The 21,902-nt window shown below is 36.8% G+C and carries 21 protein-coding genes; 5 read left to right on the forward strand and 16 right to left on the reverse strand.

The window, feature by feature from the left end:
* Window positions 1–36: 36 nt before the first annotated feature.
* The 6 genes from HW347_RS08140 to HW347_RS08165 form a co-directional block, all read right to left on the reverse strand.
* Window positions 37–1,275, reverse strand: coding sequence for a cation:proton antiporter (locus tag HW347_RS08140; protein ID WP_214611381.1), 1,239 nt, complete (start codon window positions 1,273–1,275; stop codon window positions 37–39).
* Between the two features lie 415 nt (window positions 1,276–1,690).
* Window positions 1,691–2,149 carry a hypothetical protein gene (locus tag HW347_RS08145; RefSeq protein WP_155595668.1) on the reverse strand — a complete coding sequence of 153 codons (459 nt, stop codon included), beginning with the start codon at window positions 2,147–2,149 and terminating at the stop codon, window positions 1,691–1,693.
* A gap of 59 nt (window positions 2,150–2,208) precedes the next feature.
* Window positions 2,209–2,730 (reverse strand): lipid-binding SYLF domain-containing protein, encoded by a 522-nt coding sequence (locus HW347_RS08150; RefSeq protein ID WP_214611382.1) that lies wholly within the window; start codon window positions 2,728–2,730, stop codon window positions 2,209–2,211.
* A gap of 103 nt (window positions 2,731–2,833) precedes the next feature.
* Entirely contained in the window at window positions 2,834–3,205 is a 372-nt protein-coding gene (locus tag HW347_RS08155; protein ID WP_214611383.1) for a hypothetical protein, read from the reverse strand.
* A gap of 64 nt (window positions 3,206–3,269) precedes the next feature.
* A complete protein-coding gene (locus tag HW347_RS08160; protein ID WP_214611384.1) occupies window positions 3,270–3,728 on the reverse strand; it encodes a universal stress protein in 459 nt (152 codons plus the stop codon).
* 53 nt (window positions 3,729–3,781) lie between these two features.
* A complete protein-coding gene (locus HW347_RS08165; protein WP_214611385.1) occupies window positions 3,782–4,147 on the reverse strand; it encodes an arsenate reductase family protein in 366 nt (121 codons plus the stop codon).
* Window positions 4,148–4,462: 315 nt separating this feature from the next.
* On the opposite strand from HW347_RS08165, the gene HW347_RS08170 reads away from it, so the two are divergent.
* The 3 genes from HW347_RS08170 (at window position 4,463) to HW347_RS08180 (ending at window position 5,671) form a co-directional block, all read left to right on the forward strand.
* Window positions 4,463–4,921: a hypothetical protein gene (locus HW347_RS08170; protein ID WP_162524474.1), complete on the forward strand. Its 459-nt coding sequence runs from the start codon at window positions 4,463–4,465 to the stop codon at window positions 4,919–4,921.
* Between the two features lie 73 nt (window positions 4,922–4,994).
* Window positions 4,995–5,207, forward strand: coding sequence for a hypothetical protein (locus HW347_RS08175; RefSeq protein WP_155595663.1), 213 nt, complete (start codon window positions 4,995–4,997; stop codon window positions 5,205–5,207).
* An 80-nt stretch (window positions 5,208–5,287) separates the two neighbouring features.
* A complete protein-coding gene (locus HW347_RS08180; RefSeq protein ID WP_214611386.1) occupies window positions 5,288–5,671 on the forward strand; it encodes a hypothetical protein in 384 nt (127 codons plus the stop codon).
* A gap of 65 nt (window positions 5,672–5,736) precedes the next feature.
* Here the strand turns inward: HW347_RS08180 and HW347_RS08185 are convergent, their stop codons facing one another.
* The 4 genes from HW347_RS08185 to aceB form a co-directional block, all read right to left on the reverse strand.
* Complete coding sequence (locus HW347_RS08185) at window positions 5,737–6,927, reverse strand: pyridoxal-phosphate-dependent aminotransferase family protein (RefSeq protein ID WP_214611387.1); 1,191 nt, start codon at window positions 6,925–6,927, stop codon at window positions 5,737–5,739.
* A 25-nt stretch (window positions 6,928–6,952) separates the two neighbouring features.
* On the reverse strand, window positions 6,953–7,429 hold the full coding sequence (gene rraA, locus HW347_RS08190; protein ID WP_155595660.1) for a ribonuclease E activity regulator RraA: 477 nt from the start codon (window positions 7,427–7,429) through the stop codon (window positions 6,953–6,955).
* A gap of 120 nt (window positions 7,430–7,549) precedes the next feature.
* Window positions 7,550–9,157: an isocitrate lyase gene (locus tag HW347_RS08195; RefSeq protein WP_214611388.1), complete on the reverse strand. Its 1,608-nt coding sequence runs from the start codon at window positions 9,155–9,157 to the stop codon at window positions 7,550–7,552.
* Between the two features lie 212 nt (window positions 9,158–9,369).
* The gene (gene aceB, locus HW347_RS08200; protein ID WP_214611389.1) at window positions 9,370–10,968 is read right to left on the reverse strand and encodes a malate synthase A; all 1,599 of its coding nucleotides are present in this window, start codon (window positions 10,966–10,968) and stop codon (window positions 9,370–9,372) included.
* A gap of 126 nt (window positions 10,969–11,094) precedes the next feature.
* Between aceB and HW347_RS08205 the strand changes: the two genes are divergently transcribed.
* Complete coding sequence (locus tag HW347_RS08205) at window positions 11,095–12,570, forward strand: helix-turn-helix domain-containing protein (protein WP_214611390.1); 1,476 nt, start codon at window positions 11,095–11,097, stop codon at window positions 12,568–12,570.
* Between the two features lie 95 nt (window positions 12,571–12,665).
* On the opposite strand, the gene HW347_RS08210 is transcribed toward HW347_RS08205, so the two are convergent.
* From HW347_RS08210 to rhaM, 5 genes are all read right to left on the reverse strand, one after another.
* A complete protein-coding gene (locus HW347_RS08210) occupies window positions 12,666–13,685 on the reverse strand; it encodes a family 43 glycosylhydrolase (protein WP_214611391.1) in 1,020 nt (339 codons plus the stop codon).
* Between the two features lie 59 nt (window positions 13,686–13,744).
* The gene (locus HW347_RS08215) at window positions 13,745–15,352 is read right to left on the reverse strand and encodes a sulfatase (protein WP_225901853.1); all 1,608 of its coding nucleotides are present in this window, start codon (window positions 15,350–15,352) and stop codon (window positions 13,745–13,747) included.
* Between the two features lie 3 nt (window positions 15,353–15,355).
* On the reverse strand, window positions 15,356–17,266 hold the full coding sequence (locus HW347_RS08220; protein WP_214611392.1) for a glycoside hydrolase family 97 protein: 1,911 nt from the start codon (window positions 17,264–17,266) through the stop codon (window positions 15,356–15,358).
* 20 nt (window positions 17,267–17,286) lie between these two features.
* The gene (locus HW347_RS08225; protein WP_214611393.1) at window positions 17,287–18,849 is read right to left on the reverse strand and encodes a sulfatase family protein; all 1,563 of its coding nucleotides are present in this window, start codon (window positions 18,847–18,849) and stop codon (window positions 17,287–17,289) included.
* Between the two features lie 88 nt (window positions 18,850–18,937).
* On the reverse strand, window positions 18,938–19,252 hold the full coding sequence (gene rhaM, locus HW347_RS08230) for an L-rhamnose mutarotase (RefSeq protein ID WP_214611394.1): 315 nt from the start codon (window positions 19,250–19,252) through the stop codon (window positions 18,938–18,940).
* A 351-nt stretch (window positions 19,253–19,603) separates the two neighbouring features.
* Between rhaM and HW347_RS08235 the strand changes: the two genes are divergently transcribed.
* A complete protein-coding gene (locus HW347_RS08235) occupies window positions 19,604–21,058 on the forward strand; it encodes a sulfatase family protein (protein WP_214611395.1) in 1,455 nt (484 codons plus the stop codon).
* 74 nt (window positions 21,059–21,132) lie between these two features.
* Here the strand turns inward: HW347_RS08235 and HW347_RS08240 are convergent, their stop codons facing one another.
* Window positions 21,133–21,768, reverse strand: coding sequence for a hypothetical protein (locus tag HW347_RS08240; RefSeq protein WP_214611396.1), 636 nt, complete (start codon window positions 21,766–21,768; stop codon window positions 21,133–21,135).
* Between the last annotated feature and the right edge of the window lie 134 nt (window positions 21,769–21,902).

The following is a 21,902-nucleotide window of genomic DNA, read 5'->3' on the forward strand; positions in this document are numbered from 1 at the left end:
GTAAATTAGCCTAAGATTCCTGACACTACCTGCTGGTTACTTTGTTAAACGAATTATTACTTTCTCTAGCGTTAAACCTTGTACGATTATAGAAAATATAACTACTAAATAGGTTACAGGCACAATGTAATTCCAGGAAACTTCCTCGGGTAAGGACAGTGCCATTGCTATAGAAATACCTCCTCTTAATCCGCCCCACGTCATTAATAATGATGTTTTTGAATCAAAATGCAACCATTTTTTTAATAAAACTATTAGAACACTTACCGATAAAAAACGCGAAATTATTACCACGATAGCGGCTAAAAAACCAACAACTATAAGTTGTTGTGTAAAAGGAATTAACACAATTTCTAAACCAATTAACACGAACAAAACGGCATTAGACAGAATATCTATAAGCTCCCAGAACTTATCTACGTAATCTACTGTTTTTTCTTTTTTCTCCTGACGATACGTTCTGTTCCCAATAAAAAGTCCAGCAACAACCATACTTAATGGACCCGAAACACCAATCTTTCCTGCTACAGCATAACCCCCCATTACCATTCCCAAAGTAATAAGAACTTCCGTTTCATAGGAATTAATCTTTGAAATTGCCCTATGTGCAATACGGCCAAGAAGATACCCGAACAGAAGTCCTCCGCCTATTTCAAGTAAGAAATTTTCTGCTATACCCCATGGATCAATACCTTCTAAATTACCCGCATTGGCAAACTGTAACAAGGTTAAAAAAACCACCACTCCTACTCCGTCATTAAAAAGACTTTCACCAACTATAGTGGTTTCCATAGATTTTTTAATTCCGATTTTCTTTAGAATTCCTAAAACGGATATTGGGTCCGTGGGAGAAATAAGGGCGCCGAACAATAAGCAATGAACTAATGGTAAGGGCATTCCTATTTGTTGTAATACCCAGAAAAAAATACTTCCTATTAAAGCTGTTGAAATCAACACCCCTAAACTAGAAAAAGCCACGATTTTCCATTTCTCTGATTTTAGTTCATTTATCTTCACGTGCACCGCGCCCGCAAAAAGCATGAAACTTAACAAACCGTCCATCAATAATTTTTTAAAATCGATGGATCCTACAATGTCTTTTTCAAATTTTATTAGCTCAGGAAAGAGTTTAGATAAACCGAGTATTCCCAATGAAAAAACAATGGAAATTATCATAGTACCTATGGTGGTCTGTAACTTTAAGAATCGTGTATTGAGGTATGCAAAGATGGATACCAGTACCATGAGTATACTAATAATCGTAAATAAATCCATATCTCAAATTAAGCTGTTAACAATTGTACTACATTAATTATATCTAATACGGATTATACTTTCTGCCTATCAAAAATGAGTATTGATACCAATATACCGCTGTAAAGAAGCCGCTAGGCTTGAGGGCAAAAGTAATCTAACAGCTTTAAATCTCTCTCCTATTATATAAAACTAAATCTCATGTTTCTATTATTTTTATTGAAATCATTAGAACTTTATTCTTTACAGCCCATTCTCGAATATCTGTTTATCAAAAATCAACAATATTGTATTAGGAACTTCGCTCTGTTTTGTTCGGAATAAAAAGAAACCCGGTAAATTAAATCAACGGCCGCTCTTTGGACCATGATTTCATTTACCGGGTTTGAATAAAAAAAGTACTTCTTTGATCTAAAATTTAATCCATAATGAATTTTCAATTTTTAAACTTAATATTGGTCAACTGTTGATCATACTTCAACAGCCAATCTTTTATTTTTTGCGCAGAATCCTCATCTGTCTGAGAAGAATAATAACTGCCATCCGGAAGCTCTATCCATAAAGTCAATAATACTCCGTTCTCTGAATAATTGGGGGCGAAACGTGAATGTAATATCACCAATTTTTCACCTAACATAGGAAGTAATACATGTTCGCTCTCAAACTCTACATTACCTTCATTGGCAGAAACCAAGTAGGTTTTTCCTTGGTGACCCTCAATAAATTTTTGCCATTGATAGTAGACATTACTTTCATTCTGTCCAATAATATTAGCCGTAAAACTAGTTGCCATTTTATTGTACGGCATGTTTTGCTCCGTAATTTCATACGGGTTTTGGGCGTTGACCATTGGCATTAAAAAGAGCATTAGTGCACCTATTAAAAATGTTTTCATGGTTCTTCTAAATTGAATTTATGATTTCCTTTTTTGTGAAGGCTTAAACCTTCCTCCTTTTAAAAAGAACTGTACTTAAATTTTTGCCCACCTACGGTAGCCTTTGCCATAAGTCCTGATTTAGGAAGGGTAAAAACCGCAACACCATCTTTGTATTTAGCGTTTGCAGCCACACCAGACTTGAGGGCTACAGCAGAAATTTGAGCCGAAAATTCAAAATTGTCTTCTTCAAATTGCATAACATCATCTTCAGTTTCAAAAAAGATAACCTCAATAACAGATTGGCCACCAGCTTGAAAACCTACATCTAGTTTTTTAAGATCAGCCATACCTAGGGCAGTACCTTCTTGGTAAAGAACACCGTTACCAGATGCTGCGCCAACTAAAAAACCACCTTCACCAACATTTGGAAATATGACATAACCGGCAGAGTTTTCAAAAAACGTATTAATATTGGCATCGGTCTTTACCAATTCCTTTTTTGCCTTAGCGGCATCTTTAATAATTTTTTTATCCTTTCTTGTTTGTGCAGACACAACAAACGTCATGCTCAATGCAAGTACCATTGTAATTAGTTTCATCTTCTTTTTTTTTATTATTACTGTTCTATTTTGGGGTTAGAAATAGGTTTCCAATTCCCGATTTTTAATATAATTTCATTAGAAAATACGTCTAATGATTCACCTAATAAGCTTCAATACGTCCCATGGTTCCAACAATGACACTTAACTCAAAAGTTTTTTTAGTTTCCATTCCATTGGTGTAATCTATTTTAAGCATATCCTCTCCCGTACCCACTGTCATAAAATTAAACGTAGATATGGTGTTTGTTGCGCTGGTCTCCGCAGTTACTGGTTCCGCAAGTTTTATATGGTTATTTTCTGAAACAATATGCCATTCATACTCTGGAAAATCTTCTCCTTGCAGGTTAATTGTAAATACATCGTCCTCACTTAATTCAATAGTAGAACCACTATCTTTATTGGTCAAGGGGCTGCTACACCCTATCACCAATAGTAAAATCGAAAAAATTAAAATTGCGCTTCTTTTTAACATCGGATGGTTAATTTAATGCCGACCCTATTTCTCCAAACTAGAAAACCGAGCCGTATTTATAATGTTATTCAACTTTGGTTGGCACTACCAACAAAGGTGTTTTAGTATGCTTTACAATTTTTACAGCGGTGTTACCCATCAACACATTTTCAAAAGAGCTATGGCTGTGTGTACCAATTACTAATAAATCCATCTTATTATTCTCCACATACTCTAAAATAGCAACATCAGTTTCTCCTTCTAAAACAGCTGTCTTTATATTTTCTCCTCCCAAATGCTCCGCAGAATCTATTAAAAAATTATTGGCACCCTGTATCAGTTCTTTTACCAATTTCAAAGAGCCCGTGTTAAAGGGACTTTCATAACCCAAAAATGGAGAATAGTCAATAGCATAATAGGAAGCATCAGAGATTACGTGTATCAAAAAAATCTCTGCATCTAAGGCCTCCGCATAAGCATACCCTGTTTTTCCCACTTTTTCTGCTGATGGATTATAATCTAATGCTATACATATCCTTTTCATATCTCTTTATTTTAGTTGAAAAATTAATAAGCTCATTATAATTAATGGGCAGTTTATAATCTTGATAAATCGCTAGGCGTTTCTACGAATATGCTTTTATGACCCCGAATAGCAATTGGTTCTTTTATATATTTCGGACTCTTTCGCAGCAGCTTGATCCAATCATTATCCGAGAGGTTCGCATCATTAAATTGAGACGGAAAATCAGGATGCTCTTTATTAACCAACCCTTCAAGAGTTACAGACAGACGTTCGGCCAATTCTTCCAACTGGGTTCCCGTAAATATATTTTTAAGAATGTCTACGTCCCGTACCGGTAGTCCCTCTCCTATTGCATATGCCAATGTCTTTTCTGCAGACGCTCTGCTAGGGTTGTAATACAAAATAATTTCATATTCTGATGTGGCTAATTCGGGCATAATTTTTAGAATTTATATCAAGTTAATGTTGCCTCATATTAAAGGTTTGAAATAAGTATTCTCTGGGTTCACAGCTAGGCCTTTACTATTAATTACTCAAAATTATAAAGTTTGAAATATTGATGAACTGACCTAAATCATGTTGTGAGTTATTTATGATATACTGTACAATTAGTTACACTTTTTTTAGGAATGTACTTCTACTGTTCAAACAACCAAATGCAAAACATCTCTAGCATGACCTGCGTCATGCTTTCTTCATCACAACCACAATACATTTGTACTAGTAAATTGTATAACTTAAACAATTCCGTTGTGAGCGATTTTAGAAAAAGACCGAAAGATAGCTATATTCATGAAGCTGATTGGGCAGAATTGTATGTTCTAACTGAGCATTGGAAATCAGATCTTGAATTTTATAACGACGACCTAAAGTTTTTGCATCATCTTATTGACAAATATTTTATGTGGATCTCAAAAAAAGAGAACATAGATATGGTGCGACAAATTGAAGTTGGTCTAGTTGAGATGGATAACCAATCTAGCAAATTATTAAAGCAAGTAAATACAAGTTTGCACCATTTGGCTGAGTTAATGGATAATCCGTTTGCTTACGATTCCCATAAGTTTAGGACAGAACACCAACAAATAGAAGATGACCTTACCTCTTTTGTTAAGAGCTTTAGAAAAAACAGAAAAGCAGTTTTCTCCATTACGGAACACGTAATAGATGCAGAAGAAATGGTACGACGTCTAAATTTAATTCCAAAATAAACCAATCAGAATTGTTGTGAAGATTTCATCATTGGTAGAACACATATAATTTAGAAGATTTAAGACTGATAAAATGAAAGATCTACATAAAATACTAAATCAAATTACGCAGCTTACCACCAATATAGAAACTAATTATCCGGAACTTTATCGTTCATTGGATGAAAATCCTATGACCCTGCCAACAAAGAACCATCCGCAAATGGATAAAGAGGTAATGCAGGAATATTTAGAAGATTTAAAAGAGCTGCTTGAGCATCATTTAGATACTCATAAAAAGAAATAATTTGGGTTTACAAAAGATGGAATGTGCCGTACTTTTTGTAGTACAGATAAAAACCAATTATTGAATAAAAACAAAACATCATGGTAGACGTAACTTATAATTCTGACCTACATTTTGAACACACTTTATGGACGTCAGAACTTACCTTTTGGGGAGGCGAGTTAAAGTCATTAGAGAACAGGCTAAATGAATTGATAAGCCATTGGACAGATAAAGAAGTACTCACAAAACTGGAGCATTACCTAGATGAATTTAACCTTCAAAGTAATATAGTCAGGGATATACAAAAAAGCATTCAACAACATGAGATAAACATTTTAGACCATACGCCCAATGGTAGTGAATCCATGGATATTCCCAGAGTTAAAGAACACCTAAAACTTCGCCATAAAATGGAAGCCCAACGAGAAATATATGGAAATCTCAAAAAAGATTTTTTCCTATTTTCGAGCGAAAACTTATAGGTGTAAAAAGACTTAATTAGGTAAATCTCTCAAACTAAAACTTGAACAACCTAAAGGTCTTTTCATTAAATAGTCAAGGCTACCCGCTTATATTTCAACAAAGTATCTTGAAAAGCTTGCAAGCCTTTTCCAGACTCAAAAGAATGACCTAATTCTAATAGCGCCATTTCTAAAGCACTCAATACGGCTACCAAATCACTAGAGGATACCGAGCCCATATGACCTATTCTAAAATAGGATGCTTTCATTTCGGTAAGTAACCCTCCTGCAATAATAACATCATAATTAGCAATTTTTGAGCGTATTTCTGCGCCATCAATACCCTTAGGATAATAGATTGCTGTTAAAGTATTGGCCGTAATTTTTTCTGTTTTTGGTAATGTTTCCAAATTAAGCGCCTTAATTCCTGCTCTAAAGGCTTCTGCCAAATTTCTATGTCTTTCTATCCTATTGGCTATCTTCTCTGCGCAGATGATTTTTAAACTAGCTTCTAAGGCTACGATTAAATTAACGGCGGGTGTTCCAAAATAAGAAGGGCGTCTTTCTTCATACGCCTTCATAATCGGCAACCAATTGTTCCAATCAGAATAATAGCTAGACACGGGTGTTTTTCTATTTTTCCAAACCTCCATTGCTTTTTGGGAAGCCACTAAAAGTGCTAGACCAGGAGGTACACCTATTGCTTTTTGAGAACCGGTAAGAACAACATCAACACCCCATTCTTCTTGTTTAATTTTTTCACCTGCTACAGAACAAACACCGTCTAAAATGCTTAAAACATTATATTTTTTAGCCAATTGTGCTATAGGCTCCGGATCAACAAGAACTCCTGTAGAAGTATCTACATGGGTCATGGTCAATACTTTGTATGGTTTAGACCTTAGCTCATTCTCAATAGCGTCAATAGATACAACTTCGCCTACGGGAGCTTCCAATATTGTTGTATTAGCTCCGTATCTATCTAAAATATCCTTAAACCTTTCTCCAAAGTATCCGGTAGAAATCACAAGAGCATTATCTCCCTTTTCTATAAGATTGGCTGCAGCCATATCCATAGCTAAAGTTCCTGTTCCGGCAACTATAAAGGGTTGTCCGTTTGGTGCCAACCAAACCTCTCTCATCATCTCTAGACTTTTTCCAAAAATCTCAATAAAATTTGGAGCTACATGGCTCGTAGTTGCCATACCCATGGCACGTAAAACTTCTGGCTCAAATTCTATAGGACCAGGAATCATTAATAATTTTCTGTTTTTCATATCTTTAATTTTATTGATGAAAAATTTAAAAAATAGCTTGCTCGCTCAATAATAGGCCATCTGCATCTACGTATACGTAGTGATTAGGTACAAAGGTAACACCAGCAAAATTTACAGGAATATCATTCTCTCCAATATTACGTTTTATACTCTTAACTGGGCACGTATTCAGAGCTCTTATACCCACATCCATCGTATTAATTAGTTCACTATCCCTAATACAACCATTTACAATAATTCCGGACCAATTATTCTTTAAAGCCAATGCGGCAAGTTGATCCCCAACTAAGGCACAACGTAAAGAACCGCCTCCATCTATAACCAACACTTTTCCTTCTCCTTTAGTTTCTAATTTTTTGCGCACCAAGGAATTATCTTCAAATAGTTTTAAGGTCGCTATTTTTCCCCAGAAGGTCTTCTTTTTTCCAAAAGGTTTAAAAATAGGGTTTGCGCATTCAAAAATCCCAATGTTATCATCCCAAAGATCTGCTGTAGTAAACATAAATAGCAATTGTAGTTATGGTCCAAGTTTTAATGTATTGAAATAGATTACATATCTATTATAAAATAATGATAAAGGCGAAGTTCAGACACACCGCCTTTATCATTAAACAGAATAAGACTAACTGGTCAAAGCAGTTTCTCGTTTCACCTTTTTATCAATCGTAAACTGATTACTTGTGTTCTTTTCTCCACCTGCTTTTAGAGCTTTATCACCTGCAAAGAAAGTTTTGTGATCGTCACCCAAATCAGAACCGGCCATACGTTGGTGCTTAACACAAGACACTCCTTTACGTATTTCTTGTCGCTGAACATTACCTACATAAGCCAACATGCCCATATCACCAAAATAGCCTTCCACAAGATTGTTCATATGTAATGCCGTTGTGTGGTACGTTGGCAATGTAATTAAGTGATGAAATACACCTGCATGTAAAGCGGCATCCTCTTGAAATGTTCTGATCATTTCATCTGCACGTTCTGACAATTCCGTTTTATCATATTTAGCATCCATCAGCTCTGCTCTATCATATCCTAATATATTGTCGCCAGCTTCTTTCATAAGGTCATATGCCTGTTGTCTAAAATTAAGCGTCCAATTAAAAGATGGTGAATTATTGTATACCAACTTCGCATTAGGTACCTGCTCTTTCACCCTGTTTACCATGTTCGCAATTTGGCCTACATGCGGTGTTGGTGTTTCTATCCAAAGTAAATCTGCACCGTTCTGTAGACTGGTAATACAGTCAAGAACAACCCTATCTATATTAGAGTTTGCTTTAAACTTGTAGAGTCCGTTAGGCATACGAACGGGACGAACCAATTTACCATCGCGCTTGATCAATACATCGTTCTCTTTTACATCTTCCATAGAAATTTCTTCAGCCTCTATAAAATCGATATACTTAGAAGCCAAATCTCCTTTTTCTTGAGAAACAGGAAGCTTTTGAGTTAAACCGGCACCTTCGGAATCTGTGCGAGCCACAATTACGCCTTCATCTACTCCTAGCTCTAAAAACGCATAACGTAAAGCATTTAGTTTTGCTATAAAATCTTCATGAGGTACGGTTACCTTACCATCTTGGTGACCACATTGTTTGGCATCTGAAACCTGATTTTCAATCTGAAGAGCACAAGCGCCTGCTTCAATCATTTTCTTGGCCAATAAATAAGTGGCCTCCTCATTACCGAATCCGGCATCAATATCCGCGATAATAGGAACTATATGCGTTTCAAAATTATCAATCTCATTCTGTACATCCTCTCCTGCATCTAGACGATGAAATAAATCATTTAGTTCAACAGCATCTGCTTGTCTTAAAAACTGATAGATTTCTTCAATTAATTTAGGTACCGAAGTTTTTTCGTGCATAGACTGATCAGGTAAAGGACCAAACTCTGAACGTAATGCCGCTACCATCCAACCAGAAAGATATAAATATGATTTATCTGTAGTACCGTGGTGCTTTTTTACCGCTATCATTTTTTGCTGCGCCACAAAACCATGCCAGCAACCTAAGGATCGGGTATAGTTCATAGGGTCTGCATCATAGTCCGCCATGTCTTTACGCATGATAGACGCAGTATATTTTGCAATATCCAATCCTGTTTTAAATCTGTTCTGAATAGCCATTCTAGCCGAATTCTCTGGATTTATGCCTGCCCAAGTATTTCCGTGTTTAGCTTTTAAGTTACGTACAACATCAAGAGCCGAATTATAATTTGTCATAATAGTAGCGTTTTAAGAGTTAAGATTAATTGTTGTAAACAGCCCTTTTCTAATTCTAGACCCGTTGTATTGTAACGTGTTATTAATTGCCCATTCGGTAATTAATGCTTGAGTTTTTTTTAAAGATTCCATACTTTTGTTTTACGTTATTATTTATTAATAATTTGGGCCCTGCAATAGATGTTGTAGCATCTGCAGGGTTCCTTTTTTGTTTAGATATACTTATAGGCCGGTATTGTAAGAAACTCCTCAAAATCATCGGCTAAAATCAATTCTCTAAATAGGTCAAAAGCCCTTTTAAACTGAGTGTCTTTTATTTTAGATGGTCCTACTTCTGTTAGAATTTTTTCCACCTCTTCATCAAAAATGGTATTGAAAAGAGCATTGTCAAATTTTCTACCATCTTCTAGAACAACCTCCTTATTTAACCAATGCCAAATCTGTGTTCTTGAAATTTCAGCTGTCGCCGCATCCTCCATGAGATTATATAATGCTACCGCACCATTGCCTTGAAGCCAAGCTTCTAAATACAAGGTTCCTACATTAATGTTTTTACGTACTCCCTCTTCGGTAACCGTACCTGTGGGAAGAGCTACCAAATCTGTAGCTGATATGGATATATCATTACGTGTAACATGCAATTGATTTGGAGTTGGCATGTGTTTATTGAACTCATTCATTGCCACCTCTACCAAATCAGGATGTGCTACCCAGGTACCATCATGCCCGTTTTGAACTTCTCGCTCTTTATCCAACCTCACTTTTTCCAAAGCAGCTGAATTTGCTTTAGGATTATTCTTGATTGGAATTTGAGCCGCCATACCACCTATTGCAAGAATTCCCCTTTTGTGACAACGTTGAATTACCAATTTTGAATAGGCGTCCATAAAAGGAGACGTCATTGTTACTTGATCACGATTAGGAACTAAAAAGTTAGGGTGGTTTCTAAACTTTTTGATATAAGAGAATATATAATCCCATCGGCCACAGTTTAAACCAACAATATGGTTTTTAAGCTCATATATAATCTCATCTAGTTGATGGCTTGCCGTAATGGTTTCAACCAGTACGGTAGTTTTGAAAGTACCTGTTGGTACACTAAGATACTCTTGGGCAAATTCAAAAACTTCGTTCCACCAACGAGCTTCTAAATAGTGCTCCAACTTTGGAAGATAAAAATATGGGGCAGTGTTATTTGCCATCATAGTTTTAGTATTGTGAAATACATAAAGTCCAAAGTCAAACAAACTGGCAGACATTTCAACTTCTTTAATTTGAATATGGCGTTCGTTTAAATGAAGGCCTCTTGGGCGTACCAACAAAACAGCTGTCTTGCCATTTAAAGTGTAAGACTTGTCTTTCTGGCGATTGTAATAATTAATTGTTTTTTTGTTGGCATCAATTAAGTTCTGTTGCCCCTCAACACAGTTAGACCAGGTAGGTGAATTACTATCTTCAAAATCTGCCATAAAGGTTTTAGCACCTGAGTTCAGGGCATTGATTACCATTTTACGATCTACAGGTCCAGTAATCTCTACACGACGATCTTGCAAATCATGCGGGATGGATGAGGCTGTCCAATCAGATGCTCTAACACTTTTGGTTTCAACAGGAAATTCAGGAAATTTTCCTTTATCAAAAAAAGCTTGTTCTGCCTTTCTTCTCTCCAAAAGTGATAATCTTTTATTATCAAAACGCTCATGGAGGGCCGTTAAAAAAGCCATAGCTTCTTCTGTTAATACCTGTGGATAGTAATTTTTTACTTCCGTATTAAACTGCCATTTGGTAAATGTTGTTGTTCTATTTTCCATATCTCGATTGTTTTATGAAACAATATTAAAATAAAGTTTTCACATATTCTAGCGAACGTTCGCTAAATATTAAACTTTAACATAATTTACAATGTTCGCATATTTGATTATCTTTGCTCTTGAACTATGGAAGAAGAATACGTTAAGCTCATTTTTGGACTGAAATTAAAGCAGATCCGCACCGAAAGAAATCTATCTCTATTCGGTTTATCTAAACTTGCCAAACTATCAAAATCGTATCTGAACGAAATTGAGAAGGGCAAAAAATATCCGAAGACGGATAAGATTATTATACTATCCGAAAAATTAGATATTCCTTATGACGACCTCGTTTCTTTGAAGTTGGATAAGAATCTTGCCCCTATTGGTGAAATTTTGCAATCCAAGATTCTAAAGGAAATTCCATTGGAACTTTTTGGGATAAAAGAGAGTAACCTAATTGATATTATAGCAAATGCCCCTGATAAGGTCAATGCCTTTATTACTACTATAATTGAAGTTGCTAAACATTACAACTTCAATAGGGAGAGTTTTTACCTTTCCTCTTTACGCTCCTACCAACAGTCCAACTATAATTATTTTGATGATTTAGAACAGAAAGTAGTTAAGTTTTGTAAAGCATATCAGATAGATTTGAAGTCTCCGGTATCTTCTAAAGAATTAGAAGAGGTTCTTGTTGAAGAATACGGGTACACTATAAATAATAACGATTTAAAAAAGCACAAAGAACTTTACGACCTGCGCTCTGTCTTTGTACCAAAAACTAAAACATTACTACTCGCTAGTGATATAGATGAGGCGCAACGCACTTTTATATATGCCAAAGAAATAGGCTATAACTACTTGGATTTTGAGCAACGTCTTTACACCTTTCCATGGATTAAGTTTGAAAATTTTGACCAAGTTTTGAATAATTTTTACGCGTCCTATTTTGCCGGCGCACTGTTACTACCTAGAGCAGCACTGGTTAATGAATTTTCTAAGCTCATTAAGAAAGACACCTTTGACAAGGTTGCCTTTATAAAGATTTTTTCCTTTTTTGCGGCATCACCAGAGACTTTCTACCAACGTTTAACAAACCTGTTGCCACAAGATTTTAATATTCAAACACTGTTCTTTCTACGTTTCACCCATGACGTAGGTAGTAAAAATTATTACCTAACAAAAGAATTGCATTTACCTAATCAACAATCTCCTCATAGTAATGAAACCAATGAGCATTATTGTAGAAGATGGGTGTCATTAAAGGTTTTAGAGGATATTGATAAAAGCAAAGAAGATCATGCTTTTGATATACAAATTTCTCAGTATCCTGATGATGACGTTTCTTATCTAGTTTTTTCCTCCGCTACCAAAGATCCATTTAAAAAGAATCAATATAGAAGTATTAGTATTGGTCTGCTTATCAACAAGCAATTGAAAAAGAAAATGGCTTTTTTAGAAGACCCAAAAATAGACACACAAATTGTTGGCAACACTTGCGAACGTTGCTCTATTATGGATTGTAAAGAACGCGTGGTAGCTCCTAAAATATTAGAAAAAATCAAAAAGAATCAGGTAATAGAAGAAGTTGTTTCTGATCTGACGAACAAATTTAGTTAGGCCTTTTTTTTTAGCGATATCCATTTTATGTATCTTGAATCTTACTGAATTGCCTCCAAAATAGATTCTATTTTTTTTCAGTGTAGATAACCTTACTATCTGTTACTTTCAAAACGAGCAAGATAAACGGAGCCTTTTCCTCCCTTTAATGAAATACCCCAACCAGGAATTTCGGTTTTAGGATTTCCGTTTTCTAAATGAGGACGATACAAACCTGGTGCTCTGGGAATATTTATAAGGCTGTCTTGTATAACGGAAAAACTCACGCCATCCGCAGCAAAATTTATAGTCTTATTTATCGAAGCTAACGATGCAACGCCATCATCCTTTGCCCATATCAGTACCTCATGACTTTTGTCCAATAATGGCCCATCATGCTTTTCAAAAGGACCTTCTGGACTATCTGCATACGCTACGCTCATTTGCGTTTTACTTGGCCCTGATTTTCCATGTATTACGGATCTCCCTTTGTAAAACAGCCATACTTTATCATCCTTAACTAACATGCTAACGTCATCTATTCGGAAACTATCAAAGTCAGAAGCCACGTTGCTAACCTCTAAAACAGGGTTGTTTTCTACTCTAACAAAAGGTCCGTCTGGACTATCTGCGACTGCAAGACCTATTGCAGTGATATCATTAGTTGAATTATTTTCAAACTCGTTGTTCGCATTCCCTGGGGTGGGTTTTACTCCTGTATAATACAAATAATATTTTCCCTCGTAAGCCAAAATGTTTGGTGTAAAAACCGAGTGATTATCAAACTTCCCTTCCTCTCCTAAGCCTAGCGCCATACCTTGCTCTTTCCAAGTATAGCCTTCATCTTTAGAAGTTGCATACCAGATAGTTCCCCAATAACCTGCAGTTTCCGGACTAATCATACGCGTATACCAGACGTAATGCGTATCACCTACTTTTATAATATCACTATTATCTCTCCTGTTGTATAAGGAGTCTTTTCCTATGCCAGTTATATCTTGGTAAGAAAACTTTATAGAATCGATTTTTGCTTCTACATCTTCCTTCTCATTTTTTTCCTTTTTTACAGAATTACAAGACGTTATGCAAAAAACTAATACCATTAGAATTTCCAAACCAGACTTTACTTTCTTCATTTTCAGATTATGCTTTATGATTATCTAGCCCTAGAAAAATTGATTCTTTTTGAATTGTTTTAGCGTGCACTACCCCACCAATCTTTATTCGGTTGCCAGTCGGGTGACAGCATTTCTTGACGTTGTTTTTCCAATCGCGGCATCAATATATTTCTATTGTCTTCCAATTTTTGTTTCCATGCAGTTTCGTTCCATAAAGTGTCTTCTTCGGCATATTCGGTTTGCATAGATTCTAACCAAGCCAAGAGTTCTTTTTTCATTTCTAGCGACAGTGCTTTTTTTTCAATTGACAAATCATGGGTTTCACCCAAGTCCGTATCTAAATCATAAAGTTCCGTGTGACCGTCTTCCCAATACTGAATGATTTTCCAATTTCCCTTTCGCATGATGGAAACAGGCTCTCCACCTTGGTTACCGTAATGTGGATAGTGCCAGTACAAAGGTCTTTCTGCAATTCGCTTCCCTTTCAGAAGTGGCTCAAGGCTTACTCCATCCGCATGATGTTCCGGCTGAAGCGGAATATCTGCTAAATCCAAAAGGGTAGGAAACAGATCAGCACCGGAAACGGGCACTTCATTTTTAACACCTTCTTGAAGCATCCACGGGACATAGATAAAATAAGGCACGCGCAATCCACCTTCCCATTGATAACCTTTACCACCACGAAGGTTGAGTTGGTTGGTAGAAAAATTATCCCCCGAGGTAACTCCACCATTATCAGAAGTAAAGACCACTATTGTATTCTCATCTAGACTAAGTTCTTTTAGAGTATACAAAACACTGCCAACCGCTTCATCTACTTGTTCTATTAGACCGGCATATATGGGATTGTCTTGGTTCGTTCTAGCAGGAAGCACTCGCTCCATTTCAAAACCTTTTTCGGCAATGCCCATACTATCCGCCTTATCTCTATATTTTTTCCATTTAGTTTGAGAAGTCTGTATGGGGGAATGTACAGCGTAAAAAGAGAGATACGCTAGAAACGTTGAGTCTTTTTGTTCACGGATAAATGTAGAGGTTTCTTTGGCTAGCTTCATAGAAAGCGACATCCCTTTTTCCTCTGGGTAATCCTTCATTTGTGGATTGTTGAAAGGAGAAAAATAACCGCCACTATATGGGCCACCTTTCTCATATCCACCTTGGTTGATATCAAAACCATGGTCTGTTGGAAGTGAATGGTCCGCTTCGCTTCCTAAATGCCATTTTCCTGCAAAAAAAGTAGCATACCCATTATCCTTCAGCACCTCTGGCAAAGTGACATCCTTTTGATCTAAATGATGTTTATATTCCGGTGGTAATAATTTGGTATGCCGATTCAGCTCTTTCCAAGCCTGCCCAGATTTGGCTCCCTCATATTGGGTAATTCCATGTCTTGCGGTAAACTGTCCGTTCAATAAACTAGCCCGAGATGGGCTACAAACGGCACAAGTGGCATATCCATTGGTAAAAATAGTACCCGACTTCGCTAATCCATCAATGTTAGGAGTTTCGTAATACGAACTCCCCATAACACTTAAATCTGCATAGCCCAAATCATCCACTACTATAAAAAGGATGTTTGGTTTTTTAGTCCGCTCAGCTGTTTGTTTTTGGTCTCCACAGGAAGCCAAAAACATTGTACAAAGGCAACTTATAATAGTATTTATGGAATTCACTCTCATTATCATTCTTTACTTTTTACTCGGTCTAATCCACATACAATGTCCTCCCCCAGGTGCTATTTTCGCATGAATGACATCTCCTTTTTTCACCGTTCCTTTTCGTACGCGATAGGCTTCCGGATTAGTTTTAAAATGAGTTTTATCCGTATCCTCATAATACGTAATATCATACTCCTTTCCGGCCTCTAAAAAATCTAACGTAACAAGCAAAGTGCCTCCGGGCTCATTATGCACGGAACCGATAAACCAGGATTCATTATGCCTTCTTGCCGTAGAAATATAGGCATCCATTTTGGCATGGAGTATTTTTGTTTCATCCCATTGTCCTACGGGCATTTCCCTAATAAACTCAAATAGGTCACTTTTTTCGGAATAAGCTTCCGGCGCATCCGGAATACAAACTAGGCCGCTAAAAATGATTAAGGTTCGGGCTGCTTCCGCAGTGACCGTGGTATACAAGTTTTTGGCTTTCGGTCCTTTTTCTCTTTCCCCTGCATTAACTCCGGTGATATCAAAAACACCATTGTTCATATCTAACGGACCTTGCAAAGCATTAATCAATGCCATACGAATAAAGGCTTGTGGGGTGAAAGCTCGTCTGGAGTCTTGCTGGGCGTGGCAATATTCTCTTGTTATGGCATTAGGATACGTTCTTGTAACCCCCGTAAACGGTACCGGACTATCATGAAAGTCAATTAACAGTTCGCTTGCTGCGCTCCTCTGAATAGCATCCCTTGTAAAAGAAACATTACTACCCATGAAACCATATTTAATTCCTTTGGCACCCAATTCTTTATAATACTGGAAAAGCGCAGCATCTCCGTAATCCCCTTCTCGTCTATCATAATATAATAGTACGGACACGCCTTTCTCTTCTGCATAGTCCATTACCTTTTGCAAATCGAGTTTATCGGACATTTCAATATGTCCTTCAGAAACATTGGTATACCAAGCATCATCGATCATAAAATATTCAATACCGTTTTCAGCTGCAAAATCTATAAATCGCAAATAGCTTTCCGTATCTATTCCGTAAGTAAATCCATCTGCTGCGGTATACCCATGTACACGCCAATCCCATACCGTTTTTCCGGGCTTAATCCATGAAGTATCTTCAAGAGCTAATGGCGCAGCTACGTTTTGTGGTACGGTGTTGGTAAGTAAATCACCTATGTTTTCTTCCAAAAGTATCAAGCGCCAAGGTGTTACCACCTTCTTTTCTTGGGAAGTAAATTCGTTATTGGAAATGAGTTTTCCTTTTTCCTTATCGTATTCAAAATCGATAACGGAAAAACCCGGAGCACTTACCAAATCAGATTCTAAAAGTGAGATATATTTGCTTTGCTCGGTCTCTACAACCAAAGGCACTTGCCAACGGTACGGAATTGAATCCATCTGCGCCAAATCATTTAAAACAATAGGACCTTTAGGCATACTTTCCCCTGCCGGCATATAAACTTCATCGCCTGCGGAGAGTCCATATTCAATATAAAAGGCAGGTTCTGCATCTACTAGCAATTCATTAATTACGAAACGAAAAGCACTGCCACCATCATAGGCCCGAACATACAAAGTAGCAGGAACACCTTCATAATCTAAGAATATCTCTAGCTCATTATAGGTGTCTTGAATCTCACTGAATTGCCCCCAAACCGGGTTCCAAGTATTATCAACGGAGCTCACCTTGGTGTCCGTTATTTTCACTTTTGTATTCGGAAAAATGGACAACTCGGAATTTTGAACTATCTGTTGTCCATTCCAATACATCTCATAGTTTAGTGCACCATCAGTATTGTTAATAGTCAATTCAATGGATTGGTTTGGGGATTTTAAAACATACGTATTTGGCTTACTGCACGCTTCTGTTATAATCCCTAAAAGTAAAATCACACAAATTACCAACCATTTTCTACTATTCATATTTTGAAGTTGGAGCATTCCTAATTTACAATCATTTCAATTTGTTTCCACCCTTCCATACCATCATTCTCTTGGTTCTTTCCAGAGGTACTACGCCCATCCAGAATGATTTTTTTAAGGGCTTTTTTTAGTTCTTTGGCTTTTTTAGGATTGGCCGCAATTAAATTTTTGGTTTCACCTATATCGTCTTTTAAGTTGTATAACTGCATATCCGGCAAATCAAGTTTCTCTTTTTCTACATCTTGTGGTCGTGGATAACTCCAACCTCCAGAACCCGAACAAACACTTAGTTTCCAATCACCTTGTCTTATAGCAAAAGACCCATCAATAGAATGGTGGACTGTATATTCGCGAATATCTTCATCGTTATCTCCTTTAATCAAAGAAAGCATACTGTAGCTATCTTCCGCTTCTGTATCTGGAATTTGGTATCCCGTCAATTCTGCACATGTTGCAAAGAAATCAGTTGTACAGATAACCTTATCGGTGCTTGAATTTTTCAATCCTTTACTTGGCCACTCCACTATAAAAGGAACGCGGTGTCCACCTTCAAATATATCTGCCTTTGTTCCTCTATAAACATAACTTGGATCATGGTCTACTTTTTCAAGCTCTTTAAAATCGGCTTTTGGAGAACACCCATTGTCACTTGTAAAAACTAAAAGTGTATTTTCTGAAATACCTTGACTTTTGAGTGTCTCCCGTATTTGACGAACCACATCATCTACTTGCATCACAAAATCTCCATACATATTGGTGTTACTCTTGCCCAAAAATTCCGTAGTTGGTAAAATTGGGGTGTGCGGGGCAGGTAAAGGAAAATACAGGAAGAAAGGCGAAGTTTTCTTTGCATTCTTCTCTATATAATCAACAGCTTTATCCGTTAAATCCTGTAATACATTGGCATGCACAAAATCATCTGAAGTAAGTCCTTTTCTCCAAATGCCCTTTTCATCTACTGAAATCGTAGTTTTAGTCGGCACCATGGTTGGCATATCATTTTCTATATACACATAGGGAGCCATGTCTAGCGAACCACAAAAACCGAACGAATAATCAAACCCGTGTGTAGACGGGCCATTTTTGACCGGTACTGAAAAATCCACCTTTGGGTTAGCATTTAGTTTATTATGCTCCAAATTGGCGTCTTTATCTTCAATTGCCCAATCCCAACCAAGATGCCATTTTCCGATATAAGCCGTGGCATATCCTTGTGTTTTTAGCATTTCGGGAACGGTTGTGCGCTCTTGCTTTATCAATGACTTGGAATACCCGCTTAACACGAAACTTTTTAAGGAACTACGCCAATTGTAACGTCCCGTTAAAATACCGTACCGGGTTGGGGAACAGACCGCAGATGATGTATGAGCGTCTGTAAACTTAATACCATTTGCTGCCATGGCATCCATATTTGGTGTCGGGATTTTCCCATTAGGATTAAATGCCTTTACATCACCATACCCTAAATCATCTGCTAGGATATAAATAATATTTGGACTTTTATCTTGACTAGCAATAGGACCAAAAGCCACGAGTACATTGAACCAAATGAATATAAAAATGGTTATTTTTTTCTTGTTCATGTGTATTAGTTTAGAAAAGTAATGAGTGGTGTTTTACCAGCTCTTGTAATTTATTTTTTAATTATAAAACTGAAAAGCAATCAATCATTTATGGTAAATGGAAAATGTGTTTTAAATCTGTAGAAACCGGACTATAATCTGCATTTGTTTCCATGAGGCCTGCCATATATTTCCACCATTTTTTACAAACTTCAGTATCACCTAGTGCATTCCATTTTTCTTCAGATTCTACCTCGGCATAGCCAAACAGAAAAGAAGTCTCTTCATCTAAAAAGATACTGTAGTTATGAACACCATGGTCTTTTAGGACTTTTTGAAGCTCAGGCCAAATAGGATTATGTCTTTTGGTATACTCCTCTATATTATCAGGATACACTTTCATTTTAAATGCCTTTCTAATCATTTTCTGTTGGATTACATTTAGTTTTTCGGGAGCTTCAGCTTACGTTTAAAATGGTTTAATAATCTACTTAATGATGCATTCATGAGTTACATCTGAATATTAAAACTGCTCTGAGTAGACAACCCATTAAGAGATAAAAACTAGCTCCTCAAAAATAACTCCTCAAAAAAGGTTATGTATCCTGTACAGTGCTGTTAATCTCCAATAATAAAAGACAGAGGCTGATAAAAGAAGTGGGGTATTGACCACATAGTACAGGATACTTTTGAAATTTGAGCCCATTATCTTGCTGTAGAATGAAATTCTCTTGTTGTCAACAAGCTCTAGAGTATTAAAAACTAACGCCCTCCTATGAAACATAAATTCTTTCACCAATATCTACCATTGATTTGCATATTATCCATAGCAGTTTCTTGCAACGAAAAGAAAAAAGAAACGGTTGTAGAGTCTCAAGATAATAGTCGCCCTAATGTTCTTGTAATCCTTACGGATCAGTGGCGGGCTCAAGCTATGGGCTATGCAGGAGACCCTAATGTTAGTACTCCCAACCTAGATGAATTGGCAGCAGCGAGCGTAAATTTTAAAAATGCAGTTTCAGGTATGCCTGTGTGTTCACCTTTTAGAGCTTCACTCTTAACGGGACAACGCCCGTTGACACATGGAGTCTTCATGAACGATGTACAGCTAGACACCAATGCCGTGACCATTGCCAAAGTATTCAATAAGGAAGGATATGATACTGGTTACATTGGTAAATGGCATTTAGATGGTCATGGGAGATTACAAAATGTTGCTCCCGGTGAAAGAAGGCAAGGATTTAAATTCTGGAAGGGCAATGAATGCACCCACGATTATAATGAATCCGTTTACTATGATAATGATGACCCGGACAGAAAAATATGGGATGGCTATGATACTTTTAAACAGACCGATGCCGCCATTGATTATATTCAAAATAGAAACTCTTCTGAGAACCCCTATATGATGATTCTTTCCTATGGCACTCCACATGCCCCATATCATACCGCTCCTGAGGAATACAGAAATAGGTTTGACCCAGCTAAGATTCAACTTCGCAGAAATGTACCTGATAACCTAAAGGAACAGGCTAAGAAAGATTTAGCCGGGTATTACGCCCACATAGCCGCACTTGATGATATGATTGGTAAGCTTATTCAAAACTTGAGAGATTCCGGACAGTATGACAACACCATTATTGTTTTTACTGCGGACCATGGCGATTTGTTAGGTTCTCACGGAGCCTATAAAAAGCAGCAGCCTTATGAAGAATCTGCACGTGTGCCCATGCTATATCATATTCCTGAAAAATTCAAAATCGATACTGGAGAAAGAAATGCGTTGATGAATTCCGAAGATATCATGCCTACTCTTTTGAGTCTGTGTGATATTTCTATACCAAATACGGTAGAGGGATTAGATTATAGACCTTATATGGAGGGAAAAGAACAAATAGGAGATGTAACTTTATTAACCTGTGTACAGCCCTTTGGCCAATGGAACAGGGTAAAATATGGTGGTAGAGAGTACAGAGCCATAATAACCCAACAGTACACTTATGCCAGAAGTTTGGAAGGCCCATGGTTACTTTTTGATAATAAAAATGATCCATACCAGCTATATAATCTTGTAGGCAACGAAGGCGCCACTTCCTTGCAAGACAATATGGAAAAATTGTTATATGAACGTTTGAAGGAAACCGGAGATGAATTTCTTCCCGGTTTGGAATACGTCAAAAAATGGGGTTATACATTGGATGAGACAGGCACTGTTCCTTATACCAATTAACTATAAATCAATATCTTAAATAAAAAAAAGAAGATTTAAAAAGGTATGATGGTAGAAAAAAAATTATGCTTTTTTCATTCTTTCATGCCGTATTTGTAACCAATTCGAAGATGAACATTGAAAACAAAGTCATTACCCATATGTCCAGCTTCCTTAACTGTTTTTCTTTTTTGAGTTTCTAAAATATCAAAACCTAAACCAGCTCCTATTTCAAAATTCCAACGATAATTTATATTACGACGCATTCCCCATGTAGGTGTAATAAACAAACCTCCATTCGGTTCTTCCCCATCAAAAACTAAAGGTTCCTCGCTATTTCCCGATGGTGAATATGCCAAAAATTTAGGATAATATTGAAAAGCAATCGTCACATAATTACCACTATTATGAAATGTATTGTTACTATTACCTATCCTTTTTCGAGAGTTATAATACCAGCGGGGTTCGAAAGTTAATACAGGTTGAAAAACTGGATAAAAATAATTATGACTCCGGGTTGCCTCCGCTCTATATACGTTTCTTTCGTAAGTGGGAGCTGCATAACCAACTTCAGTTCGAAGCGCCCAACGATGAACCAATTTTGATTCATTATGCCACCATATACCTAATAATCCCGTTTGGATACCATTGATAGATCTATCAACAAGTTGTGCGTTGCTCGCAGAGCAAAACATAAGTAAAATCAGTACACTGATAATGGAGTTTTTCATATTTCAAATTGGTATTGGCTCTAACAGCAAAACGCAAAAAAAACCAACTTCGTATTCCAAAAAATTATAATAGAATTAACCATTCAGCAAATGAATTTCACTCATACGAAACTGTTATGTAAAGACTCTACTTA

This window comes from Zobellia barbeyronii (genome assembly GCF_018603515.1).
Lineage (GTDB): Bacteria > Bacteroidota > Bacteroidia > Flavobacteriales > Flavobacteriaceae > Zobellia > Zobellia barbeyronii.

What these genes read in the sequence shown, in the direction of transcription:
- HW347_RS08140 (WP_214611381.1), bottom strand. Translation starts at nt 1,275, where the DNA reads ATGGATTTATTTACGATTATTAGTATACTCATGGTACTGGTATCCATC.
- HW347_RS08145 (WP_155595668.1), bottom strand. Translation starts at nt 2,149, where the DNA reads ATGAAAACATTTTTAATAGGTGCACTAATGCTCTTTTTAATGCCAATG.
- HW347_RS08150 (WP_214611382.1), bottom strand. Translation starts at nt 2,730, where the DNA reads ATGAAACTAATTACAATGGTACTTGCATTGAGCATGACGTTTGTTGTG.
- HW347_RS08155 (WP_214611383.1), bottom strand. Translation starts at nt 3,205, where the DNA reads ATGTTAAAAAGAAGCGCAATTTTAATTTTTTCGATTTTACTATTGGTG.
- HW347_RS08160 (WP_214611384.1), bottom strand. Translation starts at nt 3,728, where the DNA reads ATGAAAAGGATATGTATAGCATTAGATTATAATCCATCAGCAGAAAAA.
- HW347_RS08165 (WP_214611385.1), bottom strand. Translation starts at nt 4,147, where the DNA reads ATGCCCGAATTAGCCACATCAGAATATGAAATTATTTTGTATTACAAC.
- HW347_RS08175 (WP_155595663.1), top strand. Translation starts at nt 4,995, where the DNA reads ATGAAAGATCTACATAAAATACTAAATCAAATTACGCAGCTTACCACC.
- HW347_RS08180 (WP_214611386.1), top strand. Translation starts at nt 5,288, where the DNA reads ATGGTAGACGTAACTTATAATTCTGACCTACATTTTGAACACACTTTA.
- HW347_RS08185 (WP_214611387.1), bottom strand. Translation starts at nt 6,927, where the DNA reads ATGAAAAACAGAAAATTATTAATGATTCCTGGTCCTATAGAATTTGAG.
- rraA (WP_155595660.1), bottom strand. Translation starts at nt 7,429, where the DNA reads ATGTTTACTACAGCAGATCTTTGGGATGATAACATTGGGATTTTTGAA.
- HW347_RS08195 (WP_214611388.1), bottom strand. Translation starts at nt 9,157, where the DNA reads ATGACAAATTATAATTCGGCTCTTGATGTTGTACGTAACTTAAAAGCT.
- aceB (WP_214611389.1), bottom strand. Translation starts at nt 10,968, where the DNA reads ATGGAAAATAGAACAACAACATTTACCAAATGGCAGTTTAATACGGAA.
- HW347_RS08205 (WP_214611390.1), top strand. Translation starts at nt 11,095, where the DNA reads ATGGAAGAAGAATACGTTAAGCTCATTTTTGGACTGAAATTAAAGCAG.
- HW347_RS08210 (WP_214611391.1), bottom strand. Translation starts at nt 13,685, where the DNA reads ATGAAGAAAGTAAAGTCTGGTTTGGAAATTCTAATGGTATTAGTTTTT.
- HW347_RS08215 (WP_225901853.1), bottom strand. Translation starts at nt 15,352, where the DNA reads ATGATAATGAGAGTGAATTCCATAAATACTATTATAAGTTGCCTTTGT.
- HW347_RS08220 (WP_214611392.1), bottom strand. Translation starts at nt 17,266, where the DNA reads ATGAATAGTAGAAAATGGTTGGTAATTTGTGTGATTTTACTTTTAGGG.
- HW347_RS08225 (WP_214611393.1), bottom strand. Translation starts at nt 18,849, where the DNA reads ATGAACAAGAAAAAAATAACCATTTTTATATTCATTTGGTTCAATGTA.
- rhaM (WP_214611394.1), bottom strand. Translation starts at nt 19,252, where the DNA reads ATGATTAGAAAGGCATTTAAAATGAAAGTGTATCCTGATAATATAGAG.
- HW347_RS08235 (WP_214611395.1), top strand. Translation starts at nt 19,604, where the DNA reads ATGAAACATAAATTCTTTCACCAATATCTACCATTGATTTGCATATTA.
- HW347_RS08240 (WP_214611396.1), bottom strand. Translation starts at nt 21,768, where the DNA reads ATGAAAAACTCCATTATCAGTGTACTGATTTTACTTATGTTTTGCTCT.